The organism is Martelella limonii (assembly GCF_013344475.1).
Taxonomy (GTDB): domain Bacteria; phylum Pseudomonadota; class Alphaproteobacteria; order Rhizobiales; family Rhizobiaceae; genus Martelella; species Martelella limonii.
Genome location: NZ_JABUOU010000004.1, coordinates 194,533 through 208,903, shown reverse-complemented (window position 1 = coordinate 208,903; position 14,371 = coordinate 194,533). Strand labels below are relative to the sequence as shown.

Annotated in this window: 12 protein-coding genes; 5 read left to right on the top strand and 7 right to left on the bottom strand. The window is 62.9% G+C overall.

All coding sequences use genetic code 11. The features are described 5' to 3' along the window. Window positions 1-116: 116 nt before the first annotated feature. A complete protein-coding gene (locus HPQ62_RS10870; protein ID WP_174802568.1) occupies window positions 117-260 on the bottom strand; it encodes a DUF1127 domain-containing protein in 144 nt (47 codons plus the stop codon). A 726-nt stretch (window positions 261-986) separates the two neighbouring features. After that, window positions 987-4,418: a bifunctional proline dehydrogenase/L-glutamate gamma-semialdehyde dehydrogenase PutA gene (gene putA / locus HPQ62_RS10865; protein ID WP_174802567.1), complete on the bottom strand. Its 3,432-nt coding sequence runs from the start codon at window positions 4,416-4,418 to the stop codon at window positions 987-989. A 105-nt stretch (window positions 4,419-4,523) separates the two neighbouring features. Between putA and HPQ62_RS10860 the strand changes: the two genes are divergently transcribed. Continuing rightward, window positions 4,524-5,000, top strand: coding sequence for an Lrp/AsnC ligand binding domain-containing protein (locus HPQ62_RS10860; RefSeq protein WP_174802566.1), 477 nt, complete (start codon window positions 4,524-4,526; stop codon window positions 4,998-5,000). Between the two features lie 107 nt (window positions 5,001-5,107). Beyond that, window positions 5,108-5,326: a DUF6500 family protein gene (locus HPQ62_RS10855; protein WP_174802788.1), complete on the top strand. Its 219-nt coding sequence runs from the start codon at window positions 5,108-5,110 to the stop codon at window positions 5,324-5,326. A 72-nt stretch (window positions 5,327-5,398) separates the two neighbouring features. Here the strand turns inward: HPQ62_RS10855 and HPQ62_RS10850 are convergent, their stop codons facing one another. From HPQ62_RS10850 to HPQ62_RS10830, 5 genes are all read right to left on the bottom strand, one after another. After that, a complete protein-coding gene (locus HPQ62_RS10850) occupies window positions 5,399-5,992 on the bottom strand; it encodes a DJ-1/PfpI family protein (protein WP_174802565.1) in 594 nt (197 codons plus the stop codon). 122 nt (window positions 5,993-6,114) lie between these two features. Next, entirely contained in the window at window positions 6,115-7,065 is a 951-nt protein-coding gene (locus tag HPQ62_RS10845; RefSeq protein WP_174802564.1) for a substrate-binding domain-containing protein, read from the bottom strand. 69 nt (window positions 7,066-7,134) lie between these two features. Beyond that, a complete protein-coding gene (locus HPQ62_RS10840) occupies window positions 7,135-8,127 on the bottom strand; it encodes an ABC transporter permease (protein WP_174802563.1) in 993 nt (330 codons plus the stop codon). Continuing rightward, window positions 8,124-9,662 (bottom strand): sugar ABC transporter ATP-binding protein, encoded by a 1,539-nt coding sequence (locus HPQ62_RS10835; protein ID WP_174802562.1) that lies wholly within the window; start codon window positions 9,660-9,662, stop codon window positions 8,124-8,126. Before HPQ62_RS10835 ends, HPQ62_RS10840 begins: the two co-directional genes overlap by 4 nt. 47 nt (window positions 9,663-9,709) lie before the next feature. Further along, entirely contained in the window at window positions 9,710-10,399 is a 690-nt protein-coding gene (locus HPQ62_RS10830) for a GntR family transcriptional regulator (RefSeq protein ID WP_174802561.1), read from the bottom strand. A gap of 383 nt (window positions 10,400-10,782) precedes the next feature. Between HPQ62_RS10830 and HPQ62_RS10825 the strand changes: the two genes are divergently transcribed. Genes HPQ62_RS10825 through HPQ62_RS10815 form a run of 3 tightly spaced genes read left to right on the top strand, consistent with a single transcriptional unit; the run spans window position 10,783 to window position 14,358 of the window. Next, complete coding sequence (locus tag HPQ62_RS10825) at window positions 10,783-12,009, top strand: iron-containing alcohol dehydrogenase (RefSeq protein WP_174802560.1); 1,227 nt, start codon at window positions 10,783-10,785, stop codon at window positions 12,007-12,009. 52 nt (window positions 12,010-12,061) lie between these two features. Further along, window positions 12,062-13,534 (top strand): NAD-dependent succinate-semialdehyde dehydrogenase, encoded by a 1,473-nt coding sequence (locus HPQ62_RS10820; protein ID WP_174802559.1) that lies wholly within the window; start codon window positions 12,062-12,064, stop codon window positions 13,532-13,534. An 11-nt stretch (window positions 13,535-13,545) separates the two neighbouring features. After that, window positions 13,546-14,358 carry an alpha/beta hydrolase gene (locus tag HPQ62_RS10815; RefSeq protein ID WP_174802558.1) on the top strand — a complete coding sequence of 271 codons (813 nt, stop codon included), beginning with the start codon at window positions 13,546-13,548 and terminating at the stop codon, window positions 14,356-14,358. Window positions 14,359-14,371 lie beyond the last annotated feature (13 nt).

Here is a 14,371-nt window from a genome sequence, read left to right as displayed (position 1 = left end):
GGGAGGAGGATCCGGTGGGCGTCATCGTGGAGATCGGCGATTTGGGAGGAGGAGGAGGATCGCCGATCCAATCGAAGAGCGCCGGGAGGAGGATAGCGCGCTTCGAAAACTTGTTGTCAGATCGCTTCCTTGCGGGCGACGCGACGGATATCAGAACGGCTGATACCGAGGTCGGAAAGTTCGCGATTGCTCATGCGGCCAAGTTCGGCGACGGTTTCGCGGTACTTGAGCCAGTTGTTGAACGAACGGCTGATGTTCATGGTGCGGCTCCTTTCTGGTGTTCGGTGCGCTGTTGTTGATTGGATATATATCGAGCCCGATCGCACGGAGGCAGGGGGGTAGAAGCATTGCCCGTATGCAAAAAATGCAGGGCTCGTGCTTTTGGCCTGTTTTCGCGGCGGCCGTGCTTAAAATTTGCTCTTTCAGCCGCTGCGCGTTCTGCTGTCTCTCCATGAATCTGGTCCGTTTCGACCGAAATCGCTTCTCCCCGGGAGGTCTGAGCGTTCGAGTTTCTTTCCGCCGGTCAAGAAAGTGACCGCCTTTCCTGACCGCAGTTCTGCGCGCGACCCGGTCAAATATCCGTGATTCCGGCGCAAAAACGGGATTTGCGGGGGCGAGTGATTCGAAATTGAATTCGGCTGTGCTAATTTACATGACGATGTTGCGGCCGAGCCCGGGCCCTGCCGGGCGGCGCAGCGTCCATGCCTCCGACGGACAAGAGTTTCAGGAAAGGTGCGCTGACTGAAACTCAAAGGGAGAAGGCCGAATGCCCGGTAAAAAAGGGTAACAGGCCTTCTCCCGCCGATTTTCCCTTCCAGATCTCCGATGTTCCTGACTGACTTTTGCCGAAACCGCTCCGCTTGCCGCGTCGATGGGAGGCTGAAGGGTTTTGCCGTGAGTCATCTACAGAAAAAAAGAGCGGTTCCGCCTGTGCGAAACCGCTCCCTCAATGTCTGTCTGTCAGGGCTTGCCGCCTCGGCGGTCTGTCAGCTGACCCCGCCGAGAAGCTTGGCATTGCCGCCGGCTGCAGTGGTGTCGACGCAGACATGGCGTTCCTTCAGCGCATGGCCGGCATCGGGCGCACCCGTCACGAGTGGCAGGATCGGGCCGTCGCGCCTGGAAAGTGCCGTGCGGATGGCACGTGCGGTGTCCGCATCGCCCCACCAGATCACACCGGAAAACCCGTCCAGCTTGCCAAGGTCTTCGCTGGCGACATTGCCGGTGGCAAGGGCAGCACGGCCGCCCAGCGCGCGGACAAGGTCGGCCTGCCGCTCGGCTGCGGCCTTGCCCGGGCCAAGGCAAAGCACCGGCGCGCGGGGAAGCCCCGTCAGCACGTTGGATTCGCCGGTCGGACCGGGCAGCGTGTCGCGAACGGTCCGGCCGGCTTCGCCTGCAGCCCGTGACAGTTCGATCTTCAGCGCATCGGCCGACATGTCGCCGTCGAATGCTGCTGTCTCCGTCTCTGCCGGATGCCTGCGGAACCGATCGAGATAGCGCGGGCCGCCGGCCTTGGGACCGGTGCCGGACAGGCCTTCGCCCCCGAAAGGCTGGCTTCCGACGATGGCGCCGATCTGGTTGCGGTTGATGTAGACATTGCCTGCGCTGATGCGGTCAGAAACATGCTGCACACGGTCATCGATCCGGGTCTGGAGCCCGAAGGTCAGTCCGTAACCGGAGGCGTTGATCGCGTCGATCACCTTGTCGAGGTCGTTTGCCTCGAAGGTTGCGACATGCAGAACGGGGCCGAAGATCTCGCGCTCCATATCCTCTATGCCGCCGACCCGGATCAGTGTCGGTGCGACGAAGTGGCCGGTGTCGGGTGTGGTTGTGGTTCGGACCACGCGACCCTCGTCCTCGGCGATCGCAATATAGTCGGCTATGCCCGCCTTGGCTTCGGCGTCGATCACCGGACCGACATCGGTGGAGATGTGCCACGGTCTGCCGATCTGAAGCACATCCATCGCGCCCGTCAGCATCTTCAGGAAGTGGTTGGCGATATCCTTCTGGACATAGAGGCACCTCAGCGCCGAGCAACGCTGGCCGGCGGACTGGAAGGCCGACTGCACGATGGCGGCGATCGCCTGTTCGGGAAGCGCGGTGCTGTCCACGATCATGGCGTTGAGGCCGCCGGTTTCGGCGATGAACGGCGCGCCGGGCGCCAGGTTCTCGGCCATGGCGCGGTGGATATGCTGTGCCGTTTCGGTGGAACCGGTAAAGGCCACGCCGCCGACAGCGGGGTTCGATGTCAGTGCCTTGCCGACATCGCCGGCGCCGGGCAGAAGCTGAAGCGCGGTTTCGGGCACGCCTGCCTCATGAAGAAGCTGGCAGGCGCGGTAGGCGATCAGCGGCGTCTGTTCGGCAGGCTTGGCAAGCACGGCATTGCCGGCGGCAAGGGCTGCAGCGATCTGGCCGGTGAAGATCGCCAGCGGAAAGTTCCACGGGCTGATGCAGGCGAACACGCCGACGGGCGGGGCGCCCTCGGTCTGCTTTGCATAATAGCGCAGGAAGTCGACCGCCTCGCGCAGTTCGGCAACGGCGTCCGGAAGGGTCTTGCCGGCCTCGCGGGCCAGAAGCGCAAAGATCTCGCCGAAATTTTCCTCGTAGAGATCGGCCGCCTTTTCGAGAACGCGCTGGCGCTCGACGGCCTCAGCCGCCCATGGCCGAGCGGCCGCACAGGCAGTGGCGACTGCTGCTTCCGATGCCCATGTCACGGTGCCGACAATGTCGTGCTGGCGGGCGGGGTTGCTCATCTCGGCCTTTTCGCCGCCATCGGCAGTCATGCCCGCGACCAGCGGTTCAGCCTGCCATTGATGGTTTTCGAACGCGCCGCGCGCCGCCTCGATCATGTCGAGGGTCGGACGGTGGGCGAGATCGAAGCCGGTCGAATTGCGGCGTTCCGGGGAGAACAGGCGCGTTCCGGTGCGCAGTTCCGTCGGCTTGTGATGGTCGAATGGATCCGCAGCCACCGTTTCAGGCGCCACATCCTCGTCGACGATCTGGTTGACGAAGGAAGAATTGGCGCCGTTTTCCAGCAGGCGGCGGACCAGATAGGCCAGAAGGTCGCGGTGCGCACCGACGGGCGCATAGATACGGCAATGGGTATTGTGGCGTTCCTTCAGGATCGCATGCAGCGCCTCGCCCATGCCGTGAAGGCGCTGGAACTCCCACGCCTGGTTGTCGCCTGCCATCTCCAGGATCGCGGCGCAGCTATGGGCATTATGGGTTGCAAACTGCGGATAGATGCGGTCGGTCATGCCGAGCAGCTTGCGGGCATTGGCGATGTAGGAAATATCGGTCGCGGACTTGGCGGTGAACACCGGGAAACTGTCGATGCCTTCGACCTGCGCAAGCTTGACCTCGGTATCCCAGTAGGCGCCCTTGACGAGGCGGACCATGATCTTGCGGTCGAGGCGGTCGGCGAGCGCATAAAGCCAGTCGATCACCTTGCCGGCGCGCTTGCCATAGGCCTGCACCACAACGCCGAACCCATCCCAGCCGGCAAGCGAGGGTTCCGACAGCACGGCTTCGATCACGTCCAGCGACAGGCTCAGGCGGTTGGCTTCCTCGGCGTCGATATTGAGGCCGATGCCGGCGGAACGGGCGAGCTGGGCAAGCGTGCGCAGGCGCGGCACGACATGGTCCATCACCGTTGCGTGCTGGGCTTCCTCATAGCGCGGGTGGAGCGCTGAAAGCTTGACGGAAATGCCGGGATTGTTGCGGATGTCGTCTGCGGTCGCCGCCTCCGAAATCGCGCCGATCGCACGCGAATAGGCAAGGTGGTAGCGCTTGGCATCGCTTTCCGTGCGGGCGGCTTCACCCAGCATGTCGTAGCTGTAGGTGTAGCCCTTGGCTTCCATGGTCGCGGCACGCTTCAGGGCCGCCTGGATCGTCTCGCCGAGAACGAATTGCGAGCCCATTTCCTTCATCGCGCGGCCGACGGCGGTGCGGATCACGGGCTCGCCGAGACGGCGCACCGCGCCGCGCAGCGTGTTGACGAGGCCCTTGTTCTCATCCTTCAGCACCCGGCCGGTCAGCATCAGCGCCCATGTGGAAGCATTGACCAGCGGCGAGGTCGACTGGCCCATGTGGCGGCCCCAGTCTGACGGCGCGATCTTGTCCTCGATCAGCGCGTCGATGGTTTCGGCATCCGGCACCCGGAGCAGGGCTTCGGCCAGGCACATCAGCGCAATGCCCTCATCGGTGGACAGGCCGTATTCCGCCAGAAACACTTCCATCATGCCGGGCTTGGAGTGGCTGCGGATTGCGCGCACCAGATCTGCTGCATTCCCGGAAATACGGGCGCGGACGTCATTGCTGAGGTCCACCTGCGCGCGCAGTGCCTCGATCAGTTCTGCTTCGTCGACATAAGTACCCGCGTCGATTGCAGAGCGCAGGCTGGATTCAGAAATTTCTGTCATGGAAAGACCCTCCGGGATGGCGTATTATAGGGCGGTTTCGAAAGGTATTCGGCCTGATTATTTTACCAGTTGCAGGCTTTTTGCCTGATTTTTGGAGTTTTTCTGGTGAGTGATGATGTTGCAGAGCTCGACCGGTTCGACCGGGCGATCATTAGCACGCTTGCAGCCGACGGCCGGATTGCAATCACCGATCTTGCAAAGCAGATCGGGCTCTCGAAATCGCCGACGCAGGCGCGGGTGCGCAGGCTGGAAGAGGCGGGCGTGATCAAGGGCTATCGCGCCATCCTCGATCCCATTCAACTGGGTCTCGATTACGTCGCCTTTGTCGAGGTGAAGCTGTCGGATACGCGCGAAAGGGCGCTTGCGGAATTCAACAAGGCCGTGGTGGGGCTGGCGGAGGTCGAGCAGGTGCACATGATTGCGGGCCGGTTCGACTATCTGTTGAAAATCCGCACGGCCTCGATGCGCTCCTACCGGCGCATGCTGGCCGAGCGGGTGTCGACCTTGCCGCATGTCTCCTCGACCTCAACCTATGTTGCGATGCAAGCCGTCAAGGAAAACGGGCTTTCCGACGTCGTCTGATCGTTTTGCGGCGCAATAGCCATTCCCCTGCGCCGTCATCGGGCGGGTTGATGGGTATTGTCATCGGCGGTTTTGTGGCATGCCGGATTGCAGATTCGGAGAGCGAGATGAGACATTCACTGAGACAAAAAGCCATCGCGGTTTGCGATGACAAGATCGCCAGGAAAGGTGACGCGGTCGGCCTGTCCTTCTACGCCTTTTTTGCCAACAAGAATGATCATCCAGAGCTGCTGATGGAAGCGGCCGAGTGGTGGATCATGACTCACAAGTTTGATCACTTCGAGAAAGCGGCAAAGGTCAAAAAGACGCTCCAGGCGGGGCTCTAAGCCGTTGCAACGATCATTCGGGTGACGCGGGTGGCGGAAAGCCGGCGCCTGTCGCGGCGCCGGCTGCCAAGATCACGTGTGGCGGATTTCGGTGCCGAGCACCTTCAGGCATTCGCGGATGAAGGCGGCAAGCGCCGTCCAGCCCTTGGCGGACACCATGGTGCCATCGACCAGCGCCTCGGTCGGGGACAGGTCCACATAGGTGCCGCCGGCGAGGATGACTTCGGGTTCGCAGGCGCCGAGCGCGCCGACGCGTTTCCCCTTCACCACGCCATCGACCGCGATCAGGATCTGTACGCCGTGGCAGATGGTGAAGATCGGCTTTTCCTTCTCGTGGAAATGACGGACCATGGCCTGGATGCGCTTGTCGGTGCGGATATATTCCGGCCCGCGCCCGCCGGCGGCATAGACCGCGTGGTAGCTGTCGAGCTCCTTCTCTGCCTCCGAGAAGGTCTTGTTGATGGTGACATAATGACCAAGTTTCTCGGTATAGGTCTGGTCGCCCTCGAAATCGTGAAGCGAGGTCTTGATCAGGTCTCCGGCCTTCTTGTCCGGGCAGACCACATGGACCGTGTGGCCGACGGCCTCCATCGCCTGCTGATAGACGAAGATTTCGTATTCCTCGGTGAACTCACCGGTGAGCATCAGTATTTTCTTGCCTGGCATTTTGTGTCCTCCTCAGTGAGAGCGTCGCATCGTCCGGGCATTCCCGCAAGGATGCATGCGTGATAATGCCTCCCGAAGGAGGCGCGGATGGCGGACGTTGCGAACGCCCGCCATGCCGGTTGTCAGAAGGGTGAATCCGGGAAGTAGAATTCCTCGGCGTTTTCCTTGGTGATCAGCGGCGCGTCGAGCTTGACGGTGCCGCGCACCGGCGCCTGGCCGACGAGGTTCGCAACCGTCATGTAGATTGCCGTCTTGATCATGGACGGCGGGTAGGGGGTTTCGACCGGGGTCATTGCGTCTTCGGCCATCACCTTCTCGATGATTTCCTTCATGCCGTTGCCGCCGAGCGCATACTGGATCTCGGTGCGGCCAGATTCCTTGATGGCTTCCAGAACACCGAGCAGCATGTCGTCGTCATTGGCCCAGACCGCGTCGATATGCGGATATTTGGCGAGATAATCCTGCATCAGCGTGAAGGCTTCATCGGCATTCCAGTTGGCATACTGGATGTCGAGGATCTTCATGTCGGTGCCTTCGAGGCCCTGCTGGAAGCCCTCGATGCGCTCGTCATCGATGACCGTCGGAATGCCGCGCAGCACCACGACATCGCCCTTGCCGTCCATCTGTTCGACGAGGAACTTCGCTGTGTTGCGGCCGACGGCGATGTTGTCGCCGGCGACGTAAAGATCCTGGATCGACGGATCGTTGAGGCCGCGGTCGACGACGGTGATGAAGGTGCCGCCATCCTTGACGTCCTGCACAGGCAGCGTCAGCTCTTCCGAGGTGTAGGGCAGGATCACGAGCGCCGCGAGATCACGGGTAGCCGCGAGGTCTTCAAGCGCGCTGACCTGGGCAGTCGCCGACGGCGAGGTCTTGACCACGACCTCGACATCATCGAAGGCCTCGTTGATTTCGGCTGCGGCCTGTTCGGCGTGGTAGACGACGCCTGCCGTCCAGCCATGGTCGGCGGCGGGGATCGAGACCGCCACGACCTTCTTTTCCTGGGCAAATGCGTTGCCCGCGAAGATCAGCACGCCGATTGCGGCGGCAGTCATCCATTTCGATTTCTGCATGTTACTCCTCCTCCCAAAGAGATATGGACCCAAAGTCGAGCGGGCTCCGTGTGGTCCGGACACGGAACGCTATTTCGAAAACCTCTGAATGAGCATGGCGATGATGATGATCGAGCCCTGCACGGCGGCGACCAGATATTCCGACACCATGTCGGAGAGCACCATCAGATTGGCGATCAGCTCGAGGATCACGGCGCCGGCGATCGTGCCCCAGACCCGGCCCTTGCCGCCGCGAAGCGCGGTGCCGCCGATGACGACCGCCGTGATGACCTGCAGCTCCCAGAGCAGGCCGGTGGTGGGCGTCGCAGCGCCAAGCCGCGGCACGTAGCAGATCGCTGCGATTGCCACGCAGGCGCCCTGGAACATGTAGGCGAGCGTGCGGGTCTTGACGATCGAGATGCCGGAATAGCGCGCCACTTCCTCGTTCGCACCGGTGGCTGCGCATTTGCGGCCGTATTTGGTCTTGTAGAGAATGAAGGCGCCGAGAAGGGCGACGGCGAGCGAGATCAGGATCGGGATCGGCACGCCCAGAAACGAGCCGAAATAGACCGGGCGGTAGTCGGTCCTGAGCGTGCGGTCGATCGGGATCGTTCCGCCATCGGTCATGTAGGTGATCAGCGCGCGGAAAATTCCCATCGTGCCGAGCGTCGCGATGAACGGTTCGATCTTGCCGACGGTCACGATCAGGCCGTTCAGCAACCCGCAGGCAAGGCCCGCGAAGATCGCGAACACCATGCCGGCGGGGATCGCCCAGATGCCGTAGGTGGGCGCCAGCGCGTTCATCACCATGATCATCAGCCCGGTGACGAAGGCCATCATCGAGCCGACCGAGAGGTCAAGTCCCCCGGACGAGATCACGAAGGTCGCGCCAACCGCGATGATCGCCACGAAGGCCGAGCGGGTGATGACGTTGCTCAGATTGTTGGTCGAAAGAAAATCCGGATTGATCAGATAGCCGACGACGAGAAGCGCCAGGAGCGCCAGATACGGGCCGGCATCGCCCCAGCTTATCGGGAATTCCCGCTCCCGCCTGATCCGCGTCGTTTCTGTTATCGCGCTCATTTTTTTCCTCCCAGATGCGCGGCTTCGGTGGCGGAATCCGTGGTCGCCAGAAGCGCGATATTGTGCTCGGTCATGTCCTCGCCCGTGAGTTCGCCGTTCAGACGGCCCTCACGCATGACCAGAATGCGGTCGCAGATGCCGATCAGCTCCTGCATTTCCGATGAGATGACGATGCAGGCCTTGCCGGCCTGGACCAGATCCTGAATGAAGGCGTAGATCTGCGCCTTGTTGGCGATGTCGATGCCGCGCGTCGGCTCGTCGATGATCACCACGGACGGTTCCGTCAGCAGCACCTTCGCCAGAAGCAGTTTCTGCTGATTGCCGCCGGAAAGCTGTCCGGCCCTGGCGCGCAGGCTTTTGAGGCGGATGTCGTATTCCTCGACGGCTTCATCCAGGGCTTCGGTTTCGCGACGGCCTTTCATCACCATGCCGGGATGGAACTTCCCGATTGCGGAGAGCGTCAGGTTTGGCGCAAGCCGTTCCTGCAGCAGCAGGCCCTTGCCCTTGCGGTCTTCGGTCAGATAGCCGATTCCTGCATCGATCGCCTCGCGCGGCGAGCCGATCTCAAGCGGTTTGCCGTCGAGTTCGATTGTGCCCGAACCGTTTCGAAGTCCCGTCAGCCCCTCGAACAGCTCCGTTCGGCCGGCGCCGATCATACCGGCAAAGCCGAGGATTTCACCGCGCCTGACACTGAAGGAAACATCCTTGACGAAGCCCGGGACCCTGGCGTTCTTCACAGACAGCAGCGGCGTGTCGGATTTGCCGACCGGCTTCTTTTCCGGGTAGAGCTGCGAGAGTTCGCGCCCCACCATCAGCCGCGCCATGTCCATCTGGCTCAGCGTGTGGCCGGGATAGGTGCCGACCTTGAGGCCGTCACGCAGCACCGTGACCTTGTCCGCAAGCTTCTGTACCTCCTCCAGTCGATGGGAGATGTAGAGAACGGCAACGCCGCGCGCCTTCAGCGCGAAGATGATGTCGAACAGGCGATCGACTTCCTCATTGGTCAGTACTGCCGTCGGTTCGTCGAAGATCACCACCCGGTGGTCATCGAGAAGCGCGCGCGCGATCTGCACCAGTTGGCGGTCGGCCAGGGATATGTCGCGCACCAGCGCCCTGGGCGAGATCGAGGTGCCGAGTTCGGCAAGCTTGTCTTCGGCAACGCGCCGCATGGTGCGGTCGTCGACGAGGCCGTTCTTCGTCAGTTCGCGCCCCAGATAGAGGTTTTCGGCAACGGTCAGCGCCTCGGCGAGCAATATTTCCTGATGCACCAGCACAATGCCGGCATCCTGCGCCTGATGCGGGTGGGTGAAGTGGACATCCGCCCCATCAATCGTCAGCCGTCCCGCACTCGGCGCGGCATAGCCGGACAGGACCTTCATCAGCGTGGATTTGCCTGCGCCGTTCTCGCCGATGATGGCGTGGATTTCGCCGGCGGCGATATCGAGGTCGATATCGGTCAGCACCGTCACCGGGCCGAAGCTCTTGCAGAGCTGTTCGACCCTGAAGAATGGCGCTTTGGCCTCAAGCTCAGGCATCGGTCCTCCCGTAAACCTTTCCGGTCTGAGCGCGGTCATCTGCGAGCCTATTCGAACGCCGGCAGCAGCCGGTCGCGTGAGTGCTCTATATGCGTGCGCATCGCAGCTTCCGCCGCGTTTCCATCCCTGGCGGCGAAGGCGTCGAGCAGGGCCTGGTGTTCATCCAGAGCCTCCTCGGTGACGCGCCAATGGAACATCAGACGGAAGATATGGAAGTGGGTGTGCTGGTGGGCGAGCGTCTCGCGGATCAGCTCATTGCCGGAAAATGCGATGATGCAATCGTGAAAGACGGCGTCCTGGCGGGCGAAGGCGGAGTAGTTGCGGCGTTCGTCGCGGCCGTCCTTCGCGGCCATGACGCCGGCGGCCTCGTGCAGAACCGAAAGTTTCTCGTCATCCATGTTGATGGCTGCCCGCGCGGCCGCATGCGGCTCCAGAAGCAGGCGCAATTCGTAGAGTTCGTCGAAGCGGCGGCGGGTGATCTGCGGCGCGGCGCGGTAGCCGACAAGGTGCTGCTTGACCACCAGGCCTTCACCCTCGAGCCGGCCCAGCGCCTCGCGGATCGGGGTGTGCGACACGTTGAATTCCTTCACCAGCGTATCCACCGTGATCCGCGCATCCGGCGCGATCTTCAAGGCCATCAGCTGGTTGAAGATCGCCTCATACACATCCTCCGCCAGGCTGTTCGCCCGCTGGATCTGAGTGCTGCCGCCGCTGTCCGTCGCTCTGCCCGAAATCATTTCTCGCCTGCTGTTTTGCCTCTTGACAGTTTTCACCGCTAGCACGATGCTCTGGCAAATGCAATACGATATCCTATACGATTTTATCTGGGGGGGGTCGTGAGGGTTTTTGACAAACAGGCGGGCGGGCTCGATCGCCGTCCGGCACGGCGCTGTCGGCCTGCCGGCGGGAGACGGTGCGCGTTTTCCAAAGCGGCGGCGGAAACGCATGGTTTGGAGGCCGGTGCGGATGGCGCACGCTCTTCGATTGCCTGCCTCAAGAGAGCCCGCCGCCGGGTCGCCCGGTCACGTCTTTCCGGACCGCACCGCCACCCGGTCGCTTCAGCACGCGCGGCCCCAGCCGGCCGACTTCCGCAAACATCCGATGATCAAGGACAACCGCAATGACACTCTTTGCCGCCCTGAGGCTTCCCGGCGAAATCCTGTTCGGCAAGGGCCAGCGCCATGCGCTGGCAAGGGTTGCGCAAAAGCACGGCAAGCGCGCCCTGATCTGCACCGACGAGCGATTTGCCGGCACGGAGATCTTTGCCGAGATCCGGTCATCGCTTGCGGCCGCCGGGATTGCGCTTCACGTTCACGATCGCGTGGCGCCGGACGTGCCGCGCGACAGCGTTGGCGCCTGCGTTTCGGAGATCGGCGATTTCGCGCCAGACATGGTGATCGGCATCGGCGGCGGAAGCTGTCTCGATATGGCAAAATGCGCGGCGCTTCTGATCAGCCACGGCGGCGCGCTTTCTGACTACTACGGAGAATTCAAGGTGCCGGGGCCGGTTCTGCCGGTGATCGCCGTTCCGACCACGGCGGGAACGGGCTCCGAGGTGACGCCTGTCGCCGTGATTTCCGATCCGGACCGGACGCTGAAGGTGGGAATATCAAGCCCGCATCTGATTGCGGCGGCGGCGATCTGCGATCCCGACCTGACGCTCACATGCCCGGCGGGCCTGACGGCGATTGCCGGCGCGGATGCGCTGACTCATGCGATCGAGGCTTATACCGCCGTCCGGCGCGAGGGCAGCGCAGAGCTTGCGCAGAACCATGTGTTCATCGGCAAGAGCGACCTCAGCGATCAACTGGCGCTTTACGCCATCCGCCTTATCGGCCGCAGCCTGGAGCGGGCCTGCGCGGATGGGAGCGACGAGGCGGCGCGGGCCGATGTGATGATGGGGGCGCTTGCCGCAGGCGCGGCCTTCGGCACGGCCGGCACGGCTGCGGCCCATGCGATCCAGTATCCTGCAGGCGCGCTCACCCATACCGCCCACGGTCTCGGGGTTGCGACCATGTTGCCCTATGTCCTGAACTATAACCGCAAGGCAGCAAGCGCGGAGATCGCCGATGTCGGCGAGGCGTTGGGTCTGGTGCCCGCGGGGCGCAGCAAGGAAGTCCTGGCGGAAGCGACGATCGAGGAGGTCGCACGGCTGTTTGCCGCGATCGGCATCACGAGAACGCTCGCAGCGCTTGGCCTGCCCGAAGAGCGTATCGACTGGACCGCCGAACAGGCGCTCGGCATCGACCGCCTGATCAAGAACAATCCCCGCCCGTTCGATCTGTCCGCGATGAAGCGTCTGATCCGGGCGGCGTTTGATGGCGACCTTTCCGCAGCCGCCCAGTGAACGCGTGTTAACCGGGCTTCGAATTTCGTTTGAGACAAGCAGGATATCTTTCATGAACGCACCGCAGAAAACCCCGGCGCTCGATTTTCCGGCCTTTGCCAAGGGCCTTTATATTGGCGGCGATTGGCGTGCCGCAAAGAGCGGAAAGACCATCAACGTCACCGATCCTTCGAGCGAGGCGGTGCTTGCAGCCGTCGCCGATGCCGGGCTTGAAGATGCTGCAGCGGCCGTCGATGCCGCAGCCGCCGCAGCACGGGGCTGGCGGCAGACGCCGCCCCGCCAGCGCTCGGAAATCCTGCGCCGCTGCTTCGAGTTGATGATCGCGCGTGCCGACATGCTGGCCCGGCTGATCTCCCACGAAAACGGCAAGGCGCTGCGCGATGCGCGCGGCGAGGTTGCCTATGCCGCCGAATTCTTCCGCTGGAATGCCGAGGAGGCGGTGCGCATTTCCGGCGAGTACGGTCTTGCCCCTTCCGGCGCAAACAGGATCATCGTCGATTATCAGCCGATGGGGATCGCGGTGCTGATCACGCCGTGGAACTTTCCCGCCGCCATGGCAACGCGCAAGATCGCGCCGGCGCTGGCCGCCGGCTGCACGGTGATCCTGAAGCCCGCCACGGAAACCCCGCTCACGGCCTATGCGCTTGCCGATCTCTTCGCGGAGGCGGGCGTGCCGCCAGGCGTCGTCAACGTGCTGACCACATCGACGCCCGGGCCGGTCACCAATGCCATGCTCGCCGATCCGAGGGTGCGCAAGCTGTCCTTCACCGGCTCGACCGGCGTTGGCAGGGCGCTGCTGTCGGAAGCCGGCAAGAATGTGATCTCGTGTTCGATGGAACTGGGCGGCAACGCCCCCTTCGTGGTGTTCGACGACGCCGATCTGGAGTTGGCGCTCGACGGCGTGATGGTTGCGAAGATGCGCAATGCGGGCGAAGCCTGCACGGCTGCAAACCGCATCTATGTCCAGTCCGGCATTCATGACGCCTTTGCCGAAGGGCTTGCAAAGCGGATGGCGGCGCTGAAGGTCGGCGAGGGCGTGGACGAGGCCACCGAATGCGGGCCGATGATCACCCGCAAGGCTGTCGAGAAGATCGACCGGCTGGTTTCCGACGCCGTCGGTCGCGGGGCGAAGATCACCTGTGGCGGCAAGAAGGGAGAGGGGACCGGCTTCTTCTATCCGCCCACCGTCATCACGGATGTGCCGGACGACAGCGAAATGGTGCGCGAGGAAATCTTCGGGCCCGTCGCGCCGCTTTACCGGTTCGAGACGGAAGAAGAGGCGATCGAGCGCGCAAATGACACCGAATACGGGCTTGCGGCCTATGTCTTCACCCGGGATATCGGTCGGGGCCTTCGGGTCGCGGGCGGGATCGAGGCCGGCATGATCGCGCTCAATCGCGGACTTGTTTCCGATCCGGCCGCCCCCTTCGGTGGCGTCAAGCAGAGCGGGCTCGGACGCGAAGGCGGACAGCATCACGGGATTGCCGAGTACATGGAAGCCAAATACATTGCCGCCTCGATCTGAGGGAGGCAGTCTTGGCAAGTGATCCGTTCCGCATCCGCGACCACGTCGCGGCATTTGATGACATCGTGGCCGAAATCCGCGAGCGCAGCGCCGAGACGCGCCGGCGCCTGCGCATGAGCGGTGGCGTCGCCTATGGCACGGGGCAGGGCGAAACGCTCGATCTGTTCTGGCCTGCCAATCCCGCGCCCGGCGCGCCGGTGCATATCTTCATCCATGGCGGCTACTGGCGGATGTTTTCGAAGGACGACTATTCCTATGTCGCCGATACGATCTGTTCGGCCGGTGCCATTGCCGTGATCGTCGATTATGCGCTGATGCCGGGCGTCAGGATGGCGACGATTGTCGATCAGATGCAGCGCGCCAAAGCCTGGGTGCGCGAAAGGATCGGCCATTTCGGGGGAGATCCGGCCCGGCTGACCGTCAGCGGCCACTCCGCCGGGGCGCACCTCGCGAGCTTTCTGTTCGAAACGCAAGGCTCAGGCGTCAAGGCGGCGCTGCTTCTCGGCGGCCTTTATGCGTTGAAGCCGCTGCAGACATCGTTCCTCATGGACGAAATCGGTTTTACCGATGAGGAGGTTGCGCAGTTTTCGCCGATGACCCGTCCCCATAATCCGCAGACGCAGGTCGATATTCTGGTCGGCAGCGAAGAGACCCCGCCGTTTCATGCGCAGGCCGATCAGTTTCGCGATCACCTTGCAAGCCAGGGGCTTGTCGTGACCCGCGCCAATGTCACGGGCCGCAACCACATGGACAGCGTGCGCGATCTCGGGATCGCGACGTCGGATGCCGGGCGCAGCCTGGATCGCCTGATCCGGAAAAGCTGAACGGCGCGGCTGT